This is a genomic window from Pseudomonas sp. CFBP 8771, assembly GCF_014841695.1.
Lineage (GTDB): Bacteria > Pseudomonadota > Gammaproteobacteria > Pseudomonadales > Pseudomonadaceae > Aquipseudomonas > Aquipseudomonas baltica.
Genome location: NZ_JACYUJ010000003.1, coordinates 97,247 through 120,083, shown reverse-complemented (window position 1 = coordinate 120,083; position 22,837 = coordinate 97,247). Strand labels below are relative to the sequence as shown.

General features: G+C 64.0%; 18 protein-coding genes. 12 read left to right on the top strand and 6 right to left on the bottom strand.

The annotated features are described in order from the left end of the window. Positions 1-462 carry a response regulator gene (locus IFT80_RS08155; protein ID WP_122477893.1) on the top strand — a complete coding sequence of 154 codons (462 nt, stop codon included), beginning with the start codon at positions 1-3 and terminating at the stop codon, positions 460-462. A gap of 111 nt (positions 463-573) precedes the next feature. Then, positions 574-2,952 carry a hybrid sensor histidine kinase/response regulator gene (locus IFT80_RS08150; RefSeq protein WP_192137238.1) on the top strand — a complete coding sequence of 793 codons (2,379 nt, stop codon included), beginning with the start codon at positions 574-576 and terminating at the stop codon, positions 2,950-2,952. 18 nt (positions 2,953-2,970) lie between these two features. Here IFT80_RS08150 and csrA (IFT80_RS08145) read toward each other — a convergent pair whose 3' ends face one another. Beyond that, on the bottom strand, positions 2,971-3,165 hold the full coding sequence (gene csrA / locus IFT80_RS08145) for a carbon storage regulator CsrA (protein ID WP_122477896.1): 195 nt from the start codon (positions 3,163-3,165) through the stop codon (positions 2,971-2,973). A 195-nt stretch (positions 3,166-3,360) separates the two neighbouring features. Between csrA (IFT80_RS08145) and IFT80_RS08140 the strand changes: the two genes are divergently transcribed. Next, positions 3,361-3,693 (top strand): hypothetical protein, encoded by a 333-nt coding sequence (locus IFT80_RS08140; protein ID WP_122477898.1) that lies wholly within the window; start codon positions 3,361-3,363, stop codon positions 3,691-3,693. An 87-nt stretch (positions 3,694-3,780) separates the two neighbouring features. On the opposite strand, the gene csrA (IFT80_RS08135) is transcribed toward IFT80_RS08140, so the two are convergent. The 3 genes from csrA (IFT80_RS08135) to IFT80_RS08125 all read right to left on the bottom strand — a co-directional run bounded on the left by csrA (IFT80_RS08135) (position 3,781) and on the right by IFT80_RS08125 (position 6,845). Beyond that, positions 3,781-3,978, bottom strand: a complete 198-nt coding sequence (csrA, locus tag IFT80_RS08135; RefSeq protein ID WP_192137236.1) for a carbon storage regulator CsrA — start codon at positions 3,976-3,978, stop codon at positions 3,781-3,783. A 256-nt stretch (positions 3,979-4,234) separates the two neighbouring features. Further along, positions 4,235-6,052, bottom strand: coding sequence for a glycoside hydrolase family 15 protein (locus tag IFT80_RS08130; protein ID WP_192137234.1), 1,818 nt, complete (start codon positions 6,050-6,052; stop codon positions 4,235-4,237). Continuing rightward, positions 6,045-6,845, bottom strand: coding sequence for a glucose 1-dehydrogenase (locus IFT80_RS08125; protein ID WP_192049308.1), 801 nt, complete (start codon positions 6,843-6,845; stop codon positions 6,045-6,047). The genes IFT80_RS08130 and IFT80_RS08125 overlap by 8 nt, the downstream gene beginning before the upstream one ends. Before the next feature lie 153 nt (positions 6,846-6,998). On the opposite strand from IFT80_RS08125, the gene IFT80_RS08120 reads away from it, so the two are divergent. Next, positions 6,999-7,142 (top strand): hypothetical protein, encoded by a 144-nt coding sequence (locus IFT80_RS08120; protein ID WP_192137232.1) that lies wholly within the window; start codon positions 6,999-7,001, stop codon positions 7,140-7,142. 60 nt (positions 7,143-7,202) lie between these two features. Here the strand turns inward: IFT80_RS08120 and IFT80_RS08115 are convergent, their stop codons facing one another. Together IFT80_RS08115 and IFT80_RS08110 are read right to left on the bottom strand one after the other, a co-directional pair. Next, positions 7,203-9,707 carry an excinuclease ABC subunit UvrA gene (locus IFT80_RS08115; RefSeq protein WP_192137230.1) on the bottom strand — a complete coding sequence of 835 codons (2,505 nt, stop codon included), beginning with the start codon at positions 9,705-9,707 and terminating at the stop codon, positions 7,203-7,205. An 81-nt stretch (positions 9,708-9,788) separates the two neighbouring features. Next, positions 9,789-10,826 (bottom strand): DNA topoisomerase IB, encoded by a 1,038-nt coding sequence (locus IFT80_RS08110; RefSeq protein ID WP_185793271.1) that lies wholly within the window; start codon positions 10,824-10,826, stop codon positions 9,789-9,791. A 230-nt stretch (positions 10,827-11,056) separates the two neighbouring features. Between IFT80_RS08110 and IFT80_RS08105 the strand changes: the two genes are divergently transcribed. The 8 genes from IFT80_RS08105 (at position 11,057) to IFT80_RS08070 (ending at position 22,752) form a co-directional block, all read left to right on the top strand. Continuing rightward, positions 11,057-11,557 carry a CS1 type fimbrial major subunit gene (locus tag IFT80_RS08105; RefSeq protein ID WP_122477908.1) on the top strand — a complete coding sequence of 167 codons (501 nt, stop codon included), beginning with the start codon at positions 11,057-11,059 and terminating at the stop codon, positions 11,555-11,557. Between the two features lie 82 nt (positions 11,558-11,639). Then, entirely contained in the window at positions 11,640-14,162 is a 2,523-nt protein-coding gene (locus IFT80_RS08100; RefSeq protein ID WP_192137228.1) for a TcfC E-set like domain-containing protein, read from the top strand. Between the two features lie 197 nt (positions 14,163-14,359). Beyond that, a complete protein-coding gene (locus tag IFT80_RS08095; protein WP_192137225.1) occupies positions 14,360-15,340 on the top strand; it encodes a hypothetical protein in 981 nt (326 codons plus the stop codon). 17 nt (positions 15,341-15,357) lie between these two features. After that, positions 15,358-16,089: a molecular chaperone gene (locus IFT80_RS08090; RefSeq protein ID WP_192137223.1), complete on the top strand. Its 732-nt coding sequence runs from the start codon at positions 15,358-15,360 to the stop codon at positions 16,087-16,089. Positions 16,090-16,215: 126 nt separating this feature from the next. Further along, positions 16,216-16,842 (top strand): response regulator transcription factor, encoded by a 627-nt coding sequence (locus tag IFT80_RS08085; protein ID WP_192137221.1) that lies wholly within the window; start codon positions 16,216-16,218, stop codon positions 16,840-16,842. Positions 16,843-17,208: 366 nt separating this feature from the next. Then, complete coding sequence (locus tag IFT80_RS08080) at positions 17,209-17,835, top strand: response regulator transcription factor (RefSeq protein ID WP_122477914.1); 627 nt, start codon at positions 17,209-17,211, stop codon at positions 17,833-17,835. Continuing rightward, positions 17,835-21,455, top strand: a complete 3,621-nt coding sequence (locus IFT80_RS08075) for a transporter substrate-binding domain-containing protein (protein WP_192137219.1) — start codon at positions 17,835-17,837, stop codon at positions 21,453-21,455. The genes IFT80_RS08080 and IFT80_RS08075 overlap by 1 nt, the downstream gene beginning before the upstream one ends. Before the next feature lie 88 nt (positions 21,456-21,543). Continuing rightward, positions 21,544-22,752, top strand: a complete 1,209-nt coding sequence (locus tag IFT80_RS08070; protein WP_163007560.1) for an EAL domain-containing protein — start codon at positions 21,544-21,546, stop codon at positions 22,750-22,752. Positions 22,753-22,837: the final 85 nt, after the last annotated feature.

Here is a 22,837-nt window from a genome sequence, read left to right as displayed (position 1 = left end):
ATGCTCAAACCTATTCTTCTGGTCGAGGACAATCCCAAAGACCTGGAGCTGACACTGGTGGCGCTGGAGCGCAGCCAACTGGCGAACGAAGTCATCGTCATGCGTGACGGTGCCGAAGCGCTGGACTACCTGCTGCGCCGCGGCAGTCATGCGGCGCGTGACGCGGGCAACCCGGCGGTGCTGCTGCTGGATCTCAAGCTGCCAAAGGTCGACGGGCTGGAAGTGCTCAAGGTGGTCCGCGAAACCGAACAGTTGCGCAGTATTCCCACGGTCATGCTGACCTCATCCAGGGAAGAACCGGATCTTGAACGGGCTTACTCACTTGGAGTGAACGCTTACGTGGTCAAGCCGGTCGAATTCAAGGAATTCGTGTCTGCCATCTCCGACCTGGGTATTTTCTGGGCGGTGTTGAACGAGCCCCCACCCGGCTCGTCGCGAATCGTTCGTCGTCCCGGCTCTTGAGTCCTGCTCGCGCTGTGTGACGGTCGAGACCAACCACACCCAGCGTGCCCCACCCAATGGCGCACGGACGGCGCTAAGCGCGCCACACTCCAGCCACGTATTCGGATCTCTATGCCGCCCAAGCCTTTGCAACTGCTGTTCGTGGAAGACAGCCCCCTCGATGCCGAACTGGCGCTGATGACCCTTGAGCGCGCGGGCGTGGCCGTCGAGTCGACCCTGGTGTTCAATCATCAGGGTGTGGAGCAGGCGCTGGCGGACGGTGCGTTCGACCTGATTCTGTGTGACTACATGCTGCCAGGCTCATCCGGCCCTTTGGTGCTGCAGGCAGCGCAGCGCCTGGCGCCGATGACGCCGTTCATCTTCCTGTCCGGGGTCTACGGCGAAGAGCATGCGGTCGAGATGATGCGCCAGGGCGCTATCGACTATGTGCTCAAGCAGAACCTGAGCCTGTTGCCCCGTGCCATCCAGCGTGCCATGGACGAAGTCCACGAGCGTCATCGTCGGCGCGACGCAGAGCGTTCCCTGCAGCACGCCGAAGTGCGTGCGCACATCGCCACCAACGCAGCGCGCATGGGTGTCTGGGACTATGCGCCGCCCAGCGACACACTGCTCTGGGATGAACGCTGCCGGGCACTGTACGAGCTTGACCCCGCTGCCGAGGTGAACCTGGCGCTGTTTCTCGACTACTGCCACGGCGAAGACCTGCCCGTGGTTCAGGAGCGCATGACTGCAGCCTTGACGGTCGACGATGGGCGGTTGTTTCATATCGAGTATCGCGTGCGTCTGGCCAGCGGTACCCTGCGCTGGATTGCCAGCCATGGGCAGGCCTTCTTCGAAGACGGCGTGTGCGTGCGTTTCACCGGCGTCATCCAGGACATCACCGAGCAGAAGCAAGCGACCCAGGCCCTTGAGCAGCTCAACGAGATGCTTGGGGAGCGGGTGGTCAAGCGTACCCGCGAGCGCGACCGCACCTGGGAGCTGTCCCGCGAGTTGCTGGGGGTAATGCGCTTCGACATGTCGCCGGTGTCGCTCAACCCCGCGTGGGAATCCACACTGGGCTGGACCCGTGAGCATCTGGGCAGCATCCAGTTGTGGGAGATCATTCATCCCGACGATCTCGCGGCAACCCGCCGCGAGACCGAGAACATCGCCAACGGCAATGTCTCGACCCGCTTCGTCAACCGCATGCGCCACGCCGACGGAAACTACCGTTGGTTGTCCTGGACCATCGTTCCGGACGAGGGGCTGATGTACACCGCCGTGCGCGACATCACCGGTGAGCGTGAAGTGCTGGATGAGCTGGCCGGTGCCAACCATCAGCTGCGCGAGCAGATCGACGAGCGCCAACGCATCGAGGCCACGCTGCACCAGCTGCAGCGCCTGGAAGCGGTCGGCCAGCTGACGGCGGGTGTGGCGCACGACTTCAACAACCTGCTGACGGTGATCCTGGCCAGTACCACCTTCATTGCCCGCGATTTCGAAAAGGGCAGGACCGAACGCATTCAGGGCCGCCTGCAGAACATCAAGGAGGCGGGCGAACGCGGTGCCAAGCTCACCGGTCAGTTGCTGTCCTTCTCCCGCCGCCAGCGCCTCGAGCCGGTTGCGGTGAACCTCAACGGTACCGTGGAAGGCATGATCGAGCTGTTGCAGCGCACCCTGGGTGGCAGCATCTGGATCGAAACCGACACCGCGCCCGACCTGTGGAATGCATTGGTGGATCCGACCCAGACCGAGATGATCATTCTCAACCTGGCGATCAACTCCCGCGATGCCATGCCCGGTGGCGGCACCTTGCGCCTGTCCACGGCCAACGAAACGGTAAGCATGGCGGCGCAGCGTCCGGAAGACCCGGAGCCCGGCAACTACGTGGTGCTGTCGATCCAGGATTCGGGTACTGGCATGAGCCAGCAGGTGGTGGCCAAGGCCTTCGAGCCGTTCTTTACCACCAAGGAAGTGGGCAAGGGGTCAGGCTTGGGTCTGGCTCAGGTGTTCGGCTTTGCCAAACAGTCGGGTGGGGGCGTGGCGATCATGACCTCGCCGGGCTACGGCACCACGGTGAAGGTCTACTTGCCGGGCGTTCCGGATCAGCTTGTGGCGCACGCAGACGAGCCTGCCTATATCGCAGTCGCTCAGAACGAAGGCGAGCGACGGACCATCCTGCTGGTCGACGACGACCATGGCGTGCGCGAGGTGACGGCGACCATGTTGCAGAGCCTTGGCTACAGCGTGATCGAGGCCGACAGTGCCGAGCAGGCGCTGAACAAGTTGGACCCCAGTGTCGACCTGGTGCTGACCGACTTCGCCATGCCTGGCACCAATGGCGGGGAGCTGGCGCACATGATTCGTCGCCGTCACCCACGATTGCCGATCGTGTTCGTGACCGGTTATGCCGAGCTCGAGGGCCTCGATTCCGAGCACTATCCTTTGGTACAGAAACCCTTTCGCGAACAGGACCTGGCGAGCAAGATCAGCGCTGCCTTCCGTGCCTAGCAACGGCTGCCGGCCGACTCAGCGGCCAGTTGCCTTGGGCACCATGGGTACGCCGGCCTTGATGCGTTCGTAGATTTCCTGACGATGCACCGCCACGTCCCGTGGCGCATCTATGCCCAGGCGGACCTGACCGCCCTTGACGTCGATGATGGTGATACGAATATCGTCTTCGATAACGATGCTTTCGTCGGTGTTGCGCGTCAATATCAGCATGATGGAATCCTTGCGCTCGAGGGATTTCGTTCCTGGCATCTCTGATTAGTGACGTATGCCGTGTGGGAATAATTCCTTTTGAATGCGCGCACCCTGCCTGCAACTTTTCTTCCGGCAGAGTTGTACTGAACCACCAGCCGTGTAGAAGGTCGGTTACATAAGGCATCGCCTTGATTACCCACAAGAGGTAGGCATATGACAGACGTAGAATTGGAAACCACCAAGCAGTTCATGGAATGGGAAGACTCGTCAGCGAATTATCTGGACGAGCAAGTTCGCCATGAGGAAACCCTCAAGAACGGCTGCCGTATCGTGGTGCGCGCACGCAAGATCGGTGAAGACAAAATCTCGGTGTTCTTCGGTACTTACGGCGTGGATGGCCGGGTGATCAAGGAACAGACCGAAATACGTGATGGATTGACATGTGCCAAGGATGCCCTGGCGTTCGCTACGGACAAGGCGAAGCGTCATGCAGGCGGTGGGGCAGGGGCTCCGGACGACAATCATCACCAGGCAACGCCTGTCTGACGTTGTCAGCGGTGACTTCGCGCCGCTGTGCAGTCTGGCCAAGGCCAGCTGCATGGCGGCGTTCGAAGGACCGCGGCAATCGGCCGATCAGGCCTGGCCATTTTCCTTTTCCGGTGCAGGGCTGCCTGCCTGGATACGCTTGAAGATCTCTTCGCGATGTACCTGTACATCCTTCGGCGCATCGATGCCGATTCGCACCTGCATCCCTTTCACGCCAAGGATAGTGATCTTGATGTCGTCATGAATGACGATGCTTTCGCCTACCTTGCGGGTGAGTATCAGCATGAACGGCTCCTTGATTCCTTTGCTTAGAATTTATCCGGTGTTTGTAGGGTGTCGATTGCTACCTGAATACGGACGCAACGTGACAAATTTAATTCCCTCGAAGCGCCCTGTTTGTGGATACGCGGCAGTCATGGCACAACGAGTGGCACTAGGCGCCAGTATGGCGTGGTTCTGTACAGGCGCCTAGCAGATTGGCATTACGTTTGGTTTATCGGGGCGATAGTGGCACTCTTGCCACCATCGCTGAAACGAAACCCTAGGGTTGCCACTGGGTACGCTGGCCACTCAGCTTCCTGTCAAGAAAGCTGGCGGCGCTGATCAGTGCCAGATGGCTCAATCCCTGGGGGGTATTGCCGAGATGATGGCCATGCCGATCGAACTCTTCGGCGAACAGACCCAGCGGGTTGGCATAGCGCAGCAACTGCTGGAACTCCAGATGCGCCTTTTCTACCTGTCCAGCCCGCGCCAGGCACTCCACATACCAGAACGAGCAGGCGGTGAACGCACCTTCGTCGCCGGGCAGGCCATCATCCTGGCGGTAGCGGTAGACCATGCCGTCACGCACCAGCGTGCGCTCGATTGCCTCGAGTGTGCTCAGCCATTGCGGGTCGCTGGCACCCACGAAACGCACCAGTGGCATCAACAGCATGGAACCGTCGAGCTCGACGCTGCCCAGCTTCTGTACGAAATGCCCAGCATCGGCGTTCCAGAAATTGGTCCAGATGTCGTCGTGGATCGCCTGGCGTTCCCTGTCCCAGCGCTCGAATGGCGCTGGCAGCGAGCGTTTCTCGGCCAGACGCAGGGCGCGATCGAGGGCAACCCAGCACATCAGGCGTGAATGCAGGTAATGCTCGGGCGGGTTGCGCATCTCCCAGATACCGACGTCCTTTTGATGCCAGCTGCTGCACACCTTGTCGACGATGTGGGTGACGTGCTTCCAGCCCTGGTGAGAAATCGCCTCGCCATACTTGTTGGCCAGGTACACGGCGTCCAGCAGTTCGCCGTAGATATCCAGCTGAACCTGATCATGGGCGCCGTTGCCCACCAGCACCGGCTTGGCACCGCCATGCCCGCTCAAGTGATCGAGCTCGGACTCTGGCAGCTCTTCGCGTCCGTCCAGGCCGTACACCACGCCCAACCGGGCTGGCTCGTCGCAGCATTCGCCGACGCGATCGCGCACCCAGCGCATGTAGTCGTTGGCCTCGGTGGTGAAACCCAGGCGCATGAAGGCATACACGGTGAACGATGCATCGCGGATCCAGGTATACCGATAGTCCCAGTTGCGCACGCCGCCGGGGGCCTCGGGAAGGCCGAACGTGGCGGCGGCAATGATCCCGCCATGACGGCGCGACGTCAGCAGTTTCAAGGCCAGTGCGGAGCGGTCGACCATTTCACGCCAGCGACCCTTGTAGTTGGAATGGCCGATCCAGTTGCGCCAGAACGCCAGGGTTTCGTCCAGGCATGCCTGGCCTTCACCGGCACGCACCATCGGGTCTTCGGCGCCGCCGAGGATGAATTCGGCGCATTCGCCTTCCTTGAGTTCGAACACGGCGATGGCGCTGTGCGCCTCGATGCGCAAAGCCTGGGTTGCCGACAGCCGCAAGGTGGGCTGGCCTTCGGCGCTGAAGCAGACGTCCTCGCCGCTGGCATGAGCCCGGGTATCGGCGCGGCTGTAGTCATGCCGAACCCGGCAGCGCAAACGGATGGTAGCAGTACCGTTGCGCACCTCTATGCGGCGGATCAGCCGGGGCAGGGCGTCGGCCTCTGCGGCGACCGGCATCAGATCGGTGACCTCGACCACCGCGTCATGGTCGATCCAGCGGGTTTGCAACACGTTGCTGTCGGGCAGGTAGATCTGCTGGCGGCGCGCGCCGGGCAGGTCCGGGGCGAGTTCGAACACGCCCGCACGGTCGCAGTCCAGCAGCGCCGTGAAAATGGAAGGGCTGTCGAATTCCGGCCAGCAGCAGAAGTCGATACTGCCGTTGTCCGCGACCAGCGCGGCGCTGCGCATGTCGCCGATGATGCCGTGGGCCTCGATCGGGCTTTGCAGGGTGCTGCAGACGTCTTCAGCCATTGTTTCGGAACCCCGGATACAAGCTCATGCCACCGTCGATGAACAGCGTGGTGCCGTGCACATAGTCACTCAGATCGGATGCCAGCCAGACGACCGCGTTGGCAACGTCGTCTACCTCGCCGACCCGACCGTAGGGAATCAGTTCGAGCAGTTTCTTCTCGGCGTCGCCTTGGGTGTTTTCTTCGTTGATGGCGGTGCGAATCGCGCCGGGGGCGATCGAGTTGACGCGAATGCGCTGCTCGCCGACTTCCTGGGCGATGCTGCGCATCAGCAGATCGATGCCGCCCTTGGAGGCGGCGTAGTTGACATGGCCGGCCCAGGGAATCAACTGGTGCACCGAGCTCATGTGGATGATCTTGCCGGCCGCCCGCGACAGCCAGGAGCGCGGGCCCTGTTTCTGGAACTGTCGCAGGGCAGCGCGGGCACAGAGGAATTGGCCGGTGAGGTTGACCTCGATCACCTTGTTCCAGTCGGCCAGGGTCATGTCGACCGTGGCAGCATCACGCTGCAGGCCCGAATTGGCGACCAGAATATCCAGTGCGCCGTAGGTGTCGATGGTGGCGGCGAAGAGTCGCTCGACGTCGTCTTCCTTCGACACGTCCGCGCCCACCGCAATGGCTTTGCCACCCCCCTCGCGAATCTCTGCAACCAGGCGTTCGGCGGGCTCGGCGTGGGAATTGTAGTTGACGACCACAGCGGCCCCGGCGGCGGCCAGTGCCTTGGCGGCAGCGGCGCCCAGGCCGGAGCTGGCGCCGGTGACCAGGGCAACCTGTTTGTCCAATGAAATCTGCATCCGGGATGATCCTCCAATAATGGCGTTTCAATGCTGACTGACGATGCGGTGCGGGAGTTCAGCGCGGAAACGTTTGGGCACGAATGCCGAAGGCAGCTGCCTAAATCCAGTACCGGCTCGATGAGCCGTCCAGCCCCTGCCAGGAGAGACACCGTGGACAAAGAATCCAAGCGTGAAGACCTCGACCACAAGCCGGAAAATGCCGGCAAGGTGGGTGAGGAACACAAGCGCGCCAACCAACAGGGCGAAAAGGCCCGCAGCCCGTCCGACGAAGGCCAGAGCAAGCCGGTCGGTTGAAGCAACCCTGGGCAGCCCCGCGCGCTGGGGCTGCCGCCATGTGCACTCGGTGGACAGCCGCTATGCAGGTTCCGCCAGTGCGCTTTGCAGGTAGGCGGCAGTGCGGCTGGCGCTGACCTTGGCCACGTCTTCCGGGCGTCCAGCGGCCACGACTTTACCGCCTTGGTCACCGGCCTTCGGGCCGATGTCGATCACCCAGTCCGCCTGCGCTACCACGCGCATGTCGTGCTCCACCACGATCACGCTGTTGCCGGCATCCACCAGATGATTGAGTTGCTGCATCAGCCGGTCGACGTCGCTGGGGTGCAACCCCGTGGTCGGCTCATCGAGCACGTAAAGCGTGGCGCCCCGCTGGTTGCGCTGCAGCTCAGTAGCCAGTTTGATGCGCTGTGCTTCACCGCCGGAAAGCTCGGTGGCCGGTTGGCCCAGGCGCAGGTAACCCAGGCCGATGTCACGCAGCACGGTCAGTGGACGCAGCACTGCCTGCTGCTCGGCGAACACCTCGCACGCCTGATGCACCGTGAGCTGCAACACGTCGGCGATATTGCGGCCTTGCCATTTCACCGCCAGGGTCTTGGGGCTGTAGCGCGCGCCATGGCAGGTCGGGCAGGGGCTGAACACGCTGGGCATGAACAGCAGCTCGACGCTGACGAAGCCTTCGCCTTCACACTCGGGGCAGCGCCCCTTGGCCACGTTGAAAGAAAACTGCCCGGCATCGAAACCGTGCCGCTGCGCATCGGGGGTGGCCGCGAACAGCTTGCGCACGGCGTCGAACAGCCCGGTGTAGGTGGCCAGGTTCGACCGCGGCGTGCGACCGATAGGCTTCTGGTCGACCTGCACCAGGCGCTTGATGCTGTGCATGCCTTCGACGATATATCCCGATTCGGTCTGCGGTACGGCGTCTTCGAGCACGTCTTCGACATCTTCGCGAGCCTGGCCCAGATGCTCGCCCACCAGTTCCAGCAGCACCTGGCTGACCAGGCTCGATTTACCCGAGCCGGAAATCCCGGTAACGGCCGTGAAGCACTGCAGGGGAAAGTCGGCAGCGACTTTGTGCAGATTGTTGCGGCTGACGTCGGCCAGCTTCAGCCAGCTTGCGGTAGGCCGACGCGGGCGCGGCAGCGGCACGGCGCTGCCGTACAGGTAGGCACGGGTCTGCGACGCGTCGACCTGGGCCAGCCCTTTGGGCGGTCCGCTGTAGAGCACCTGGCCGCCTTGCTCGCCCGCCAGTGGCCCGACATCCACCACCCAGTCGGCGCGGCTCATGGTGTCCAGGTCGTGTTCGACCACGAACAATGAATTGCCTGCCGCTTTCAGTCCTTGCAGGGCGGCGTGCAACGATTCGCCATCGGCGGGGTGCAGGCCGGCGGTCGGTTCGTCCAGCACATAGACCACGCCGAATAGCTGCGAGCCCAGCTGGGTGGCCAGGCGCAAGCGCTGCAGCTCGCCCGAGGACAAGGTTGGCGTACTGCGTTCCAGCGCCAGGTAGCCCAGACCAAGGTCGATCAGGGTGTTCAGGCGACCCAGCAGGTTCTGCGCAAGCTGCTCGGCGGCCATGCGCTTCTCTTCACTGAGCTTCTTGCCGACTTGCTTGCCATCTGCCACCGGCTTGAGTTTCTGCGCCAGCTGGGTGAGCGGCAGTCGCGAGAACTCACCAATGTCCAGCCCGGCAAAGGTCACGCTCAGTGCTTCCGGCTTGAGCCGCTTGCCGGCGCAGACCTCGCACGCGGCACCGATCATGAACTGACTGACGCGCTTTTTCATCAGCGCGCTTTGCGAGTGGGTGAAGGTGTGTAGCACATAGCGCCGTGCGCCGGTGAAGGTGCCCTGGTAGCTGGGCTCCAGCTTGCGCTTTAGCGCGTCGCGGGTCTGCGCCGGGGTCATCCCGCCGTACACCGGCACCGTCGGCGTTTCCTCGGTGAAGAGAATCCAGTCGCGCTGCTTTTTCGGCAGGTCACGCCACGGCACGTCGACGTCGTAGCCCAGGGTCACGAGGATGTCGCGCTGGTTCTGGCCCTGCCAGGCTGGCGGCCAGGACGCGACCGCGCGCTGGCGAATGGTCAAGCTGTCGTCGGGCACCATGGTTTTTTCGGTGACCTCGTACACCCGGCCCAGGCCGTGGCAATGCGGGCATGCCCCCTGTGGCGTATTGGCCGAGAAATCTTCGGCGTAGAGCATGGCCTGGCCAGGCGGATAGGCGCCGGCCCGCGAATAGAGCATCCGTACCAGGCTGCCCAGGGTGGTGACGCTGCCCACCGACGAGCGTGTGCTCGGCGTGCCGCGCTGCTGCTGCAAAGCCACGGCCGGCGGCAGCCCCTCGATGCTGTCGACATCGGGCACCCCGACCTGATCGATCAAGCGCCGGGCGTAGGGCGCCACCGATTCGAAATAGCGCCGCTGGGCTTCGGCGTACAGGGTGCCGAAGGCGAGAGACGACTTGCCCGAGCCCGACACCCCGGTGAACACCACCAGGGCATCGCGGGGTATATCGACGTCGACGTTCTTGAGGTTGTGTTCGCGCGCGCCGCGCACTTGGACGTAGCCGCTGGGAGCGGTAGGTTTCATGAAAAGCCTTGGAATGTATGAGCGTTGCTATAACCGACCGCAGTGGCCACGCACAATTCCGGTGGTCGTTGCAGCGCTCGCTCAGGCCGCCGCCACCAGCCGCTCCAGGAACGTGGCCAGGGCCACTTCTTCCAGGCGCAGCCCCTTGCGCTGACGCGGCTTGGGCAACTTGGCCAGCTCGCCCATGACGAAGTGCTCCAGCACCTTGGGGTGGATGTAGCACTTGCGGCACACCGTAGGGGTATTGCCCAGTTGCCTGGCCACGGCCTTGACCATGTCGACGATGTGCTGCTTGGCATCGGGTTCGGGCTGCCAGTGCAGCTCGCGCAGCATGGCCAGCGCCAGCGCGCTGCCGGCCCAGGTGCGGTAATCCTTGGCGGTGAAATGCGCGCCGGTGATCTGGTGCAGATAGGCGTTCACATCATGGGAGCTGACGCTGTGGCGTTCACCATGCTCGTCCAGGTACTGGAACAGGTTCTGCCCAGGCAGCTCCATGCAGCGTTTGACGATGGTGGCCAGCCGACGGTCCTTCACCGTCACGGCGTGTTCGACGCCACTTTTGCCGCGAAACTGGAACGCGATGGTATGCCCCTTGACCTCCACGTGCTTGTTGCGCAGCGTGGTCAGTCCATAGGACTTGTTGTCCCGGGCGTACTGGCTGTTGCCAACCCGAATCAGCGTGTTGTCGAGCAGCGAGACGACCGCGGCCATGACCTTGTTGCGGTCCAGGCCCGGCGCAGCCAGATGTGCTTCCAGCTGCCGGCGCACCTTGGGCAGCATCTTGCCGAACTCGATCATGCGCGAATACTTGTCTTCGTCGCGCACCTCGCGCCAGCGCGGGTGGTAGCGGTACTGCTTGCGGCCGCGGGCATCGCGCCCGGTGGCCTGCAAATGGCCTTGGGGGTCGGCGCAGATCCACACATCGGTATAGGCCGGTGGAATCACCAGTGCATTGATGCGCTTGATCTCGTCGGCATCGGTGATGCGCTCGCCGCTGGCATCGAAGTAGGCGAATTTGCCGCGCAGGGTCTTGCGGCGCAACCCTGGCTGGTTGTCGTCCACGTAATGCAGGTCTGGCGGGAGTACAACGGTCTGAAGGTCGTCTTCGATGTCAGGCATGGCTCGGCTCAGTGAAGGTACTTAGCCTTGTAGACAGTAGGAATCTTTCGCCGTGCAGTCAGACAGATCGCCCGTATTGTCAGACTCGTCACTTCATCGGTCAGACCTGTCTGACAGCCAAGCCAGCGAGGCTTCGGGACAATGTCGCCCATCGAGTTGAACGCCGCTCAGCCGTGAACGCTGCGGCCAATTCGATCCATCGTCCCTATGCCCAAGCTGGAGAAGTCCCCATGAAGAAAATCTACGCCGCGTTCCCATTGGCTTGTTGTCTGGCCAGCCCGGTGTGGGCTGCCGATCAAATCGAAAAGCAGGTCACGGTGACCGCAACGGTTCCCACCGCTGCCTTCTTCGTCGAGCCCATCGGCGGCAACTGGATGAACGACCCACAGGACATGGCCTACAACTCGTTCACCAAGACCTTCGCACCGATCCGCAAGCAGCTGCAGGCCAAGAACACCGCCGCCGGCGGTATCAGCGCCAAACTGATGCGCCCGGCGGTGATCGTCAGCGGTGCCGACCAGATCCCTCTCACCGTGTCGGTAGGCGGCAAGAGCCTGAACCACACCACTGCGCAGCTGGTGGTCACCCAGGCCGATGCCCAGGCCGGCAACGGCGCCGTGGTGGACTTCCAGATCGCCTCGGCACTGGCGGCCGGTACCGCACCGAACGCAGGCAACTACCAGGGTGAGGTGAACATGATGTTCGAACCCGGTCCAGTCGTTGCGCCCTGACCCAGCATAGACCCCACCACCCACGCGCTTCCTGGCCATCCACCCGTGCTGGGCCGCGAAGCGCGTTCACGAAAAGACCTGCATGTTCAAGACTACCTCATTGGCCAACGCCATCGGTGTGGCGCTAGGCGCGGGCTGGCTGCTGCTCGGACCCGTGCCGGCGCACGCCGCCAACACGCCGCCTGCCCTGGGGATCCTCGGCCAGGCCCAGGGCCTGTCGGCAGATTTCGCCGAGCATTTCTTCGATGTCCCGCTGGCAGTGCGTGTCGATCTGGACGGCCGCCTGCTGGGCGAGGCGCTGGTGGTGCTCGGCCGTGACGACACGCTGCAGTGGCTCGAGTACACCGACACCAGCGAAAGCCGGGAGACCCCGGTGGTACGGCAACGCTGGGCACAACGGTTGAGCGAGGGCGTGAGTCTGGGCAGCTGCACGACACAGTGCACCGATGGCTTGGTGGCCGTGCATTACAGCCTAGTCAACTCGCAGCTCTCGTTGCTGACGCGCGCCGTCGAGCAGACCACCGATGTCCAGCGCTACCATGCCTTGCCCGAGCAGGCCGAGCACGGGCTGATCCTGCGCAACCAGCTCAACCTCAGCCAGGCAGGCGATGAAACCGTTGGCCGCTACGCCGTGCAAGGGGTGGGCAGTGTCGGCGACTGGAGCACCCAGGCCAACCTGCAGATGGACAAGACCAATTTTCATGGCCTGCGCCATCGCGTGGACCAGCTCTATGCCGAACGCATCGAGCGCGATCGTTTCCTGCGCCTGGGGTATTTCGACCCGGTCGCCCAAGGCCTGATACGCCAGCCGCGGTTGATGGGCAGCACGGCGCAAACCGCATTGGGGGTCATGCTCGGCAGCAGCGACACGCTGTACATCGACAATGGCACAACCAGTACCACGCCCATCTATGTCACGCCCAGCCGGCCCGGTACGGTCGAGATCTACCGCAATGGCCAGCTGATCAACACCCAGGCGGTGCAGCCGGGCCTGCAGACCCTGGACACACGGGTATTGCCCGGTGGCATCTATGCGGTGGAAGTGCGCTTGCTGGAGGACGGCCAGGTGACGTCGCGCAGCAACGAGTTCGTGTACAAACCCAGTGCCTGGCGCAACCCGGAACAGCGCTGGCGCTACAACGCCTACGTGGGTCGACAGAGCACGCTGTTCAGTAACTGGGAGCAAGACCCGAACGGCGGGCTGGCTGCCGGTGTGATGACTAACTACCTGATGCATCCACGGGCAATCGTGGGGCTTTCGGCGCAGCAGGTCGATACGCAGACGCAAGTGGGCACTTCACTGGACTGGGATGCCCTGGACCGCCTGAAGCTGTATGGCAACCTGTACCGCACCGACCGTCGCGGCAATGGCTACGACCTGCAGGGCGTGTGGAGCCATGGCTCGGGCAATGTGGTGCTCAACCACAACCGTGCCTGGCTGCACCCCCAGCGCGAACGCGGCGACAGCTACTACGTGGACCGCCGCGAGCCGGCTCGGCTCACCACCCAGACCTCGCTGTCGGTCAGCCATCGGCTCACCCGCAACAGCACGCTCACCGCCCGGCTCAGCCGAACCGACGGGATTGAAGCCGGCAATGCACTGGACCTGGGCTGGGCACGTTATGGCCAGTTCATGGGCACCGACGCCAACTGGCGAGTTTCGCTCTTCGACCGCCCCGGCACCGCCAGCACCGACGACCAGCGCAACCGCGGTATCAACCTCACGCTGAGCATGGCGCTGGGTGGGCCGGGCAAGCGCTTGTCTGCCAGCCTGGGCACCCGCACCGGGCGCGACGGCGAACGCGATCGCAATGCCTCGCTCAGCTACCAGCAGGACATGGGGCAAGGCACGCTGCGTACCTTGGGCGGGACCCTCAATGCCGACCGCTACGGCACCGGGCTGGGGGTCAACGCGGGGTTCCAGAACAGCGCCCTGTACGGCGATGCGTTTGCGCTCAGTTCGTCCTACAACGGCCAATTGTCTTCGGGCCTGAACATTGAAAGCACCTTGGCGCTGGGTGATGGCAAGGCTGCGTTCAGCGGCGAAGTCATGCCCCACGACGCCAGCCTGATCGTCGACCTGGAGTCGGACGTCCCTGGGCTCGAGCTGCGTGCCGATGACCACCTGGGCGGCGCCGCGCTGCTGCGTCCCGGGCGCAACGTGCTGCCGGTGGGTGCCTATCGCGCTGGTCACGTGCAGCTGGGCTTCGACAAGCAGGACCACCTGGCGGCCGACATCCAGCCGCCGACCCTGGACTACCACCTCAACAAAGGCGCGGTGCAGTACCGCCAGTTGAAGGTGGTGCGTACCGTCACCGTACTGGGTCGGGTCGTCGACCACGAGGGCAGGGCACTGAAAGGGGCGCAGGTGATCAACCATGCCAGCCGCAGCGTGACCGAAGCCGATGGCTTCTTCGCACTGGAAATGAGCGAGAGCAATCCGACCCTGGAGATCCGCCAGGGCGGCGTCCAGCGCTGCCTGCTGACCCTCGACACCCACACCAGCAAGCGCGAGCAGGATGTGCTGCTGCTGGGTGATCTTGCATGCGTCGCCGAGGGCGTTGCCGCCCTGACGACACCGAAACCGACAGGAGAGGCCGGATGAACGGCATTGTCGCAAAACATCGGTCACGTGCCCTGCTGGCCTGGGCCCTGATGGTTCTGGCTGCACCTGCGTGGGCTGCCGACGTTGTGCTTTCTGCTGTCTACGACGCTACACAGCAGGGCTTCAGGACCACCACACCGGTTGCGCGTTTCTGCTCGCGATTTCCTGGGATGTGTCTCTCAAGCGCATCGGCCAATTTGCCTATCACGTATCGCAAGGGCACCGAGCATTCGGCGCCCGACGTCCGCGACCAGTTCTATATCCGCATGCCTACGCCGGTGACGGTACAGCTGCGCAATCAGGTAGGCGATACGCATCATGTGGTGTTCACCACGACACGCCATAGCCACCACACGCGGACCTCACCAGACGGCCCTCCCAACACCACCCCGCACAACAGTAGTTGCGCCATCAACGCCGTGGCATCGGATACCACCTGGGCGGCTGCGCTCTGGCGGCTGCGCAGCACCACCAGCGGCGCCGGTTGCTATTCGAGCAGTCACCGAGGCAGTCCCGGAGACTTGCGCAGCAGTAGGGTCACCGAGTTCGGCATCCTCTATACCCTTCAAACCCCTTCGCCATTCAGAATGAAGAACGGCCGCTACACCGGTGAAGTCACCTTCACCGTGGGCAACGGCGGGCAGATCGACCTGGGCAACCAGGTGACCGAACTCAACGACGACACCCTCACCATCAAGTTCCAGCTCGACGTGCAGCACCCCTTCATCGTGGAAACCCCGCCCGGTTCCGAGCTGGCCGTGCTCGAACCGCAGGGCGGCTGGTTGAACTGGAGCGGCGGCGCGCGGACGCCACCGCGTCTGTACCGCGACCACCCCCTGCGACTGTGGTCGGCGGGCCCGTTCAAGGTGCATACCCTGTGTGAATTTCCCATGGCTGACCAGTGTGCAATCCGCAACCCCGGCGACGACCACCGGGTGCCGGTGGAGGTTGCTCTGTCTCTGCCCAGCGGCGCCGAGCACAACGGCGCACCGGCGCGGCGAGTTGCGCTGCCGGTGGAGGCGGTGAACGCCCTGGAGTTCGACGCCCAGGCACCGCTGCTCAATCGCCCGGGCATGCTGCATTACCAGGTGGTGCAGCCTTACGTCGCGCAGATGATGCAGCGCGCCGGAGCTCGTTATGAAGGCTGGGTGCGGATTGTCTTCGATGCACAACTGTAAACAAGGAGATCCAACCCATGCACAAGACTCTGGGGGCATTGGCCCTGATGATGGCCAGTAGCGCCGTGCTCGCCGGCCCCGAGCTCAATATCGGTGCCTTCTACGACTATCTGGAAGGCCCGCGCAGTACCTTGGTCAAGCGCGTGCGCAACGGCGGCGATGCCACCGCATTCGTCAAGGTCGAAGTGGTTGAAATCATTCATCGCCCGGGCCAGCCCGATCTGGAGCGATCCCTGGAAGGCTTGCCCGTGGCCGAACGGCCCTTGATCGCCAGCCCGGCGCGGTTGATCGTGCCGGCCAACGGCATGCAAAGCGTGCGCTTGCTGCACCGTGGCGAGCGCCAGCAGGAACGCTACTTTCGCGTGCGCTTCATGCCAGTGATGCCCACCGGCAACGACGACTTCGCCATGACCGACCAGCAGGCGCAGCAGTATCGCGAGTCACTGCGAGCCGGCGTGCAGGTGCTTTCCGGTTACGGTGCATTGCTCTTCGTACAGCCGCAGCACACCCGGTACGCCACCGATATCCGTGAAACCCCCGGCAGCCTTCAGGTGCGCAATGACGGCAACGCCACCATCGTGATGGACCACTTCAACGACTGCGATCGCAGCGGCAAAAGCTGCGCAACCGCCACCCTGCATCACGTACTGCCCGGCCTGGAACGGCGTTTCGACAAGCAACCGGGGCGCACCTACAGCTTCGAGCTGATCGAGGGTCAGGCGCGGCGAAAGGTGATCAGTGAAGGGTAGGGTGCACACAGTCGGAAACGCCCTGCGCACACTGGAGCATCTACCTACATCGCAAGCGGAAAAGTCCGGATTTGTGCCACTGGCCGATGCGCTATACAACACTCACCCACTCCAAGGAGGTGTTCCATGCGCAAGGCATTGATCGTGGATGACCATCCGTTTATCCGCGCCAGTGTCAGGACGCTGCTGGCTCAGGAGCTGCAGTACCAGGTCATCGAAAGCGGCAACAGCACCGAAGCGGTGCGGTTGTATCGCGACGAGCGGCCGGAGCTGGTCATCCTCGACCTGTCGATGCCCGGCCTCGACGGCTTCGATGTGCTCAGGCGCATGAGGGAATCGACCTCGCCGGGCAAGATCATCGTGCTCACCTCCATGCCTCCCGGCTACTACTCGATGCGCAGCATGAAAGCCGGTGCGACCGCTTTCGTCTCCAAATCCGATGCGCTCGACCAACTGCGCAAGGCAATCGCCGCGGTGCAATCGGGATACACCTATTTTCCGGACTGCACCGACGTGTCCCTGGGCCGCGTGGACAGCGACAGCGCCGAGGCGGCACGAATCTCCAGCCTCACCGACCGCGAGATTCTGGTGCTGGTGAACCTGGCCAAAGGCCTGTGCAATCAGGACATCGCCCACACCATGCTACTCAGCCACAAGACCGTCAGCACCTACAAGATGCGCATGATGCGCAAGCTGCGGCTCAACTCGGTGATGGAAATGACGGACCTGGCCAGGCGTCACGAATTGATCTGAGCCCCGTGCCGAAACGGTCGGCTCCGTAGGAGATTTCGCCGAAAGCTTGGGAAATGTCCGGCTTCAATGTCATCCCGGCGCGGCAATACTGCCGCCGCCGAACAAGGAGGGCGATACGGGCACGGACATCCTACGGTGTGCGGGAAAATTTCCTTCAGGTATCCCGGAACCTTCCCATCGCTAATTCAGAATTTGACGACCGACTTCGGCCTGAATTTACGGAACACTCCTACGGTAGATGGCCTCGTCTGCGCTTGACAGCTGTCTCCTGATCCAGAACCAACAGAGTCGATGCAGAACGCTGCAAAGGAAGCCCGCGCCGGGCATGCAAGCGCCGTCCCGCGCTCACGCACTCAGGAGAAAGACATGCGTACAGCACTGATAATTGATGATCACCCGTTCATTCGATCGAGCGTCAAACTCTTGCTCAAACAGGAACGCTTCAGCGTAGTGGCGGAGGCCCAGGACGGTGTCGACGGAGTCCTGATGGCAAAGACTCACCACCCCGACCTGATCGTCCTGGATATTTCCCTTCCCGGGCTGGACGGCATGGAAGTCATCGCCAGAATCAAGGAGCTGGGAACCAGCAGCCGTATCGTCATTCTCACTTCCCAGGCCGCCGAGCACTTCTCCCTGCGCTGCATGAAGCTGGGCGCCATGGGCTATGTGTCCAAGCGTGATGACCTCAACGAGCTGCGCAAGGCGGTGACGGCCATCGGCTCCGGGTTCACCTATTTTCCGGTCGTGGCTTTCAGCTCGGTGCGCAGCAGTGACGGGCTGGGCAGCGAAACGGAGTGCATCGCGCGCCTGACCAATCGCGAGCTGACCATCCTCCAGCACCTGGCTCGCGGGCTGAGCAACAAGGCCATCGGCGAATTGATGCTGCTGAGCAACAAGACCGTGAGCACCTACAAGTTCCGCCTGATGGACAAGCTGCAGATGAGCTCGCTGGTGGAACTGGCCGAGCTCGCCAAACGTAACTTCCTGGTGTGATGAGCCTGATCGCGTGGGTCGGCCGCAGCACTCGCTGGGTGCTGGTGTGGCTGGCCGGCACGGCACTCGCCCATGCCCAGGTGCTGCCGTTGCACGGACGCTCGCAGCCCGAGCCTGCCTGGTTCGAACGGTTGCACATGCAACTGGCCGACCGCGACCGACAGTGGCTGCGCGCACGACGCGTTTTGCGCGTCGCCGTGAGCCGTCCGGACTACGGCCCTTTCGACCTTTCCGCCAATGGCGGCAGCTATGAGGGAATCAGCGCCGACTACCTGGCGCTGGTGGCTCGGCTGCTCGAACTGGATGTCGAGGTGCAGGCCTATCCTTCCCGCGAGCTTGCGCTTGCCGCGCTCGAAGCGGGCGAGGTGCAAGTGTTGGGCACCACCAGCCGCCGTGAAGCCTTGCGTCACGGCCTGCTGCTTTCCGACGCCTACATACAGGATCGGCCCGTGCTCGCCATGCGACCCGGCCAGTCGCTCGACGCGACCGCGCCGCTGCGCATTGCCCTGGTGCGCGATCACGTCGCGGCGAGCGAGGTCCGCGAACGCTTCCCGGAGGCCCAGCTGCAATTGCATCCGACACCCTCGAACGCCCTGGCAGCGGTGGCCTATCAGCAGGCTGATCTGTTCGTCGGTAACGCGCTGGCGGTGTTCCACCAGGCCGACGGCAGCCAGCTGCCCGGCCTGCGCCTGCAATCGGCCGAGGGCATTGGCGGCAATGCTTTCGGCTTCGCCGTGAACCCACGCGATGCGCGTCTGCTGCGCCTGCTCGACAAGGCCCTGGCGGTGGTGCCCGACGAGGCCCGGGCGGCCATCGCCCGGCGCTGGAGCGTCGAGCGCCCGCGCGTGGCGGAACCGGCTGCACTGCCCCTGACCGCCACGCAGCGCCAATGGCTGGCCGGGCGTACCGAACTGCGGGTGCTGATGGATCCGCGCTTCGTGCCGGTCAGCTACCGTGACGATCAGGGCCGCTTCGCCGGCGTGGCCGCCGACGTGCTGCACCAGATCGCGCGGCGCACCGGGCTCGCCATCGAGGTGATCGAAAGCACCTCGCTCACGCGCATGAGCGAAATGATCGAGCGCGGCGAGGCCGATCTGATCGCCGCGATGATTCCCAGCCCGGAGCGCCAGACTCGCCTGGCGTTCAGCCGCGGCTACCTGAGCAGCTCCCCGGTGCTGGTCACGCGCGAGGGCGGGCGCGGGCCGGTTTCGCTGGAACAATCGGCGGGCAAGCGGGTGGTGCTGGTGGAGGGCAGCCTGCTGCATGAGTGGCTGCAGGAACACTACCCCTCGATCAACCGCCTGCGCGCCGCAAGCTCCGCCGAGGCCCTGGCCATGCTCGACCGCGGTCAGGCCGACGCGGCGGTGCTGCCATTGATCGCGGCGCGCTACATGATCGCGCGGCAGTACCGTGGTCGGCTGCGCGTCAGCGCGGCGCTGCCGGTGGCGCCGGTACATTTCGCGTTCGCCGTCTCGCCCCGGGCCCAGGTGCTGCAGTCGATCCTCGACAGCGCCCTGCAGGACATTCCGCCGCCACACATGAGCGAGCTGACGCGCCATTGGCGCACCGAAATGATCGTCGCCGATGGTCTTTGGCAACGTTACCGCGGGGCCATCATCCAGGGGTTCGCCGCCGCCTCGCTATTGTTGCTGCTGGCACTGGGCTGGGTCAGCTACCTCAAGCGTCTGATCCGCCAGCGGGTCGATGCCGAACGGGCTCTGACCACACAGCTGGAGTTCATGCGGGTAATGATCGACGGCACACCCCATCCGATCTACATCCGAGATCGCCAGGCACGCCTGATCAACTGCAACACCAGTTACCTGCAGGCCTTGGGTGTGACCCGCGAGGCGATCCTGAACAAGCCGCTGACCGGCTATGGCCTGCTCGAAGAACGGCACGCCCAGTTGGCCCAGGACGCTTATCTGCAAGCCATGGAGCACGGCGAGCCAGTGGTCGAGGATCGCACGCTGACCTTGCCGTCGGGCGAGGTGCTGATCATCCACCACTGGATGCTGCCGTACCGCGGCGGCGACGGACGAATCCAGGGTCTGATCGCCGGGTGGGTCGACATCACCGAGCGCCAGCGCCTGTGCGAGGCGTACCGAGACGCCCAGGCGCAGGCCGAAGCGGCCAACCAGGCCAAGACCACCTTCCTGGCAACCATGAGCCATGAAATCCGCACGCCGATGAACGCCGTGCTGGGCATGCTCGAACTGGCCCTGAAGAAAGCCGAGCAGGGCATGCTCGACAAGCCGGCGCTGGAGGTTGCCTCGCAGTCGGCCAACGGGCTACTGGCGTTGATCGGGGATATTCTCGATGTCACGCGCATCGAGGCCGGTCGCCTGGAACTGCTGCCGGCGCCGTGCCAGTTGGGGCAACTGGCCGGTGAAACCGTGGGGCTGTTCCAGGCCCAGGCGCGGGAGAAATACCTGCGGCTCAAGCTGGAGGTTCTCGGTGCCCCCGACACCTGGCTCAGCGTCGATCCGGTGCGGTTCAAGCAGATCATCGCCAACCTGCTGAGCAACGCCATCAAGTTCACCCGCGAGGGGCAGGTCTCGGTGGTGCTCGGGGTCTGGCCGCAGGCGCACGGCGCGCGGGTCGAACTGAGTGTGGAGGACAGCGGGCAGGGCATTGCCCAGGCCGACCTGTTGCGCTTGGGCGCGCCTTATCGACAGGCCGCCGGTGGCCGCGGCAGCCGCGTCGGTGCCGGTCTGGGCTTGAGTATCTGCCGCAGCCTGGCCGACCTGATGGGTGGCAGGCTGGAATTGCACAGTGTGCTTGGCTGCGGCACGCGGGTGCAGCTGCAGTTCGACGCGGTGCCTGGCGCGAACGCACCGCCGTCGGCCGCTCGCGAGCCTGCGCGCATTGACCTGCCGGCGTTGCAGGTGCTGGTGGTCGACGACTACCCCGCCAATCGGGTGCTGCTGGAGCGCCAACTGACTTTTCTCGGCCACCGCGTAACGGTAGCCGAGCACGGTGCTGCCGGGTTGCGCGCCTGGTTGCGCGGCGCCTACGACGTGGTCATCAGCGACTGCAACATGCCCGGCATCAATGGCTATCAGTTGGTCAAGGCGGTGCGTGAGCACGAACGGCGCAAGCATCAGGAACCGTGCCTGTTCCTCGGTTGTACGGCGAATGCCCAGATCAGCGAGCGCCGCCGTTGCCTGCAGCAAGGCATGGATGACTGCTTGTTCAAACCGTTGAGCCTGGAAACCCTGGCACTGCACCTGGACCCGCACCGCGCCCGTCGCATGCTCGGTGCGCCGGAAGACGACGTCGACCTGGGCAGTCTCGATCAGCTCACCGGCGGCGATGCCAGCCTGTTGCTGCGCCTGCTCGATGATCTGGCCGAGAGCAATCTGCAGGACCTCAAGCGCCTGCATTCGCTGTCTCAGCCCTACCAGACCGGCGAAGTCGCCGACCTGGTGCACCGGATCAAGGGCGGGGACCGCATCGTTCGGGCGCGACGCCTACTGGCGGCCTGCGAAGCCCTGGAACAGGCCTGCACGGCAAGCTCTTCGGTTGAGCGGATGCGGCGTGGCGTCGACGATCTGGCGGCGGCCATGGTTGGCCTCGATGATTACCTGGCACGGCACGGCACATCCGGCAAACCGTAGGAATTTTCCGATGCGTATTGGGAAATTGCCTGCATCCCGGTCATTGCACGGAGTTGAACATAGGCATGAAGAAACAGGGGAAGTGATCGTGTCAGACATCAAGCCAACGGTGTTACTCGTCGAAAGTCATGGGTTCCAGCGTGCGATCGCGGTGCAGATGCTCAGCCAGCTGGGTTGCTCGTGCGTGTACCAGGCGCAGACCAGCGAGCAGGCGCTGCAGTTGCTGCGCGAGCACCAGCCCATCGATGTGCTGGTGTGCAACGTCGACGTGCTGGGCGTGGGTGCATTGCGCATCATCCAGGAAGCGGTTACCCGCAAGCGTGTGCGCGCCGTGCTGATCGGCGGCGGGATCGAGCCGGAAGTGCGCACCGGGCTGTACCAGTGGGTATCGATGCTCGGCCTGGAGTACCTGGTCGACGCTGGCAGCCCGTTGGACTTCAACCGCTTGCAGCGATTCTTCGAGGCCTTGAACACGCCTCGCGGCGCGCTCGTGCCAGCGCCTGCGAAGGTGCGGATCGGGCGCGTGGAGGTGCAGGCGGCGATCGCTGGCGGCCAGTTCGAGGTGTGCTTCCTGCCGCGCTGCACGGTGGCCGACGGACGCATCCGCAGCGTCGACGCGCAACTGAGCTGGCAGCATCCACGGCATGGCCTGCTGGCCATGCCGCAGTTCTGCCCGGCGGTGGAGCGGGCCGGGCTGGGCAATGCGTTGCTGCTGTACATGGCCGAGCAGGCGGTCGAGGTGCAGCAGCAGCTTGCCCAAGCCGGATTGCAGGTGGGCCTGAGCCTGGGTATGCGGCTCGAACAGCTCGGTCACCAGCCGCTGATGAACGAGTTGCTGGGCATATTGCGTGGGCACCTGACCGGCAAGCACCGCGTGGCGCTGGAGCTCAGCCATGTCGGCCTGGCCCGGCCCAAGGCGGAATACCTGGAAACCCTGTTGCGCGTGCGGTTGATGGGCTGTGACCTGGGCATGCAGGGGTTCGGTTTCGGCGGTGCCTCGCTGCAGCGCCTGTGTCAGTGGCCGATCAACCAGCTGCGTCTGGCGTCACCCTTTCTGCTGGAAGCCCCGCACCAGTCGCGCCATTTGGCGGTGGTGCAGCACATGTCGGTCGCCGCGCGCACGTTGGGTATCGAACTGACGGTGGCGGGGGTGCAGAGTGCGGTGCATCATCTGCTGTTGTTCGACCTCGGCTGCCTGCGCGGACAGGGCGATTACTTCGCCAAGCCGCTGAGCGCCGACGCGCTGCGCGAACGTCTCCAGCAACCGAAAACGCTGCAACCGATACGCCGGGAGTAGCCCCGTCCGCGTGCGCGTGACCTGTAGCAGCGGCGCAAGCCGCGTCCGGGTGCGCTGCGGAGTGTCAGGTGGGTTGCGTGCGCCG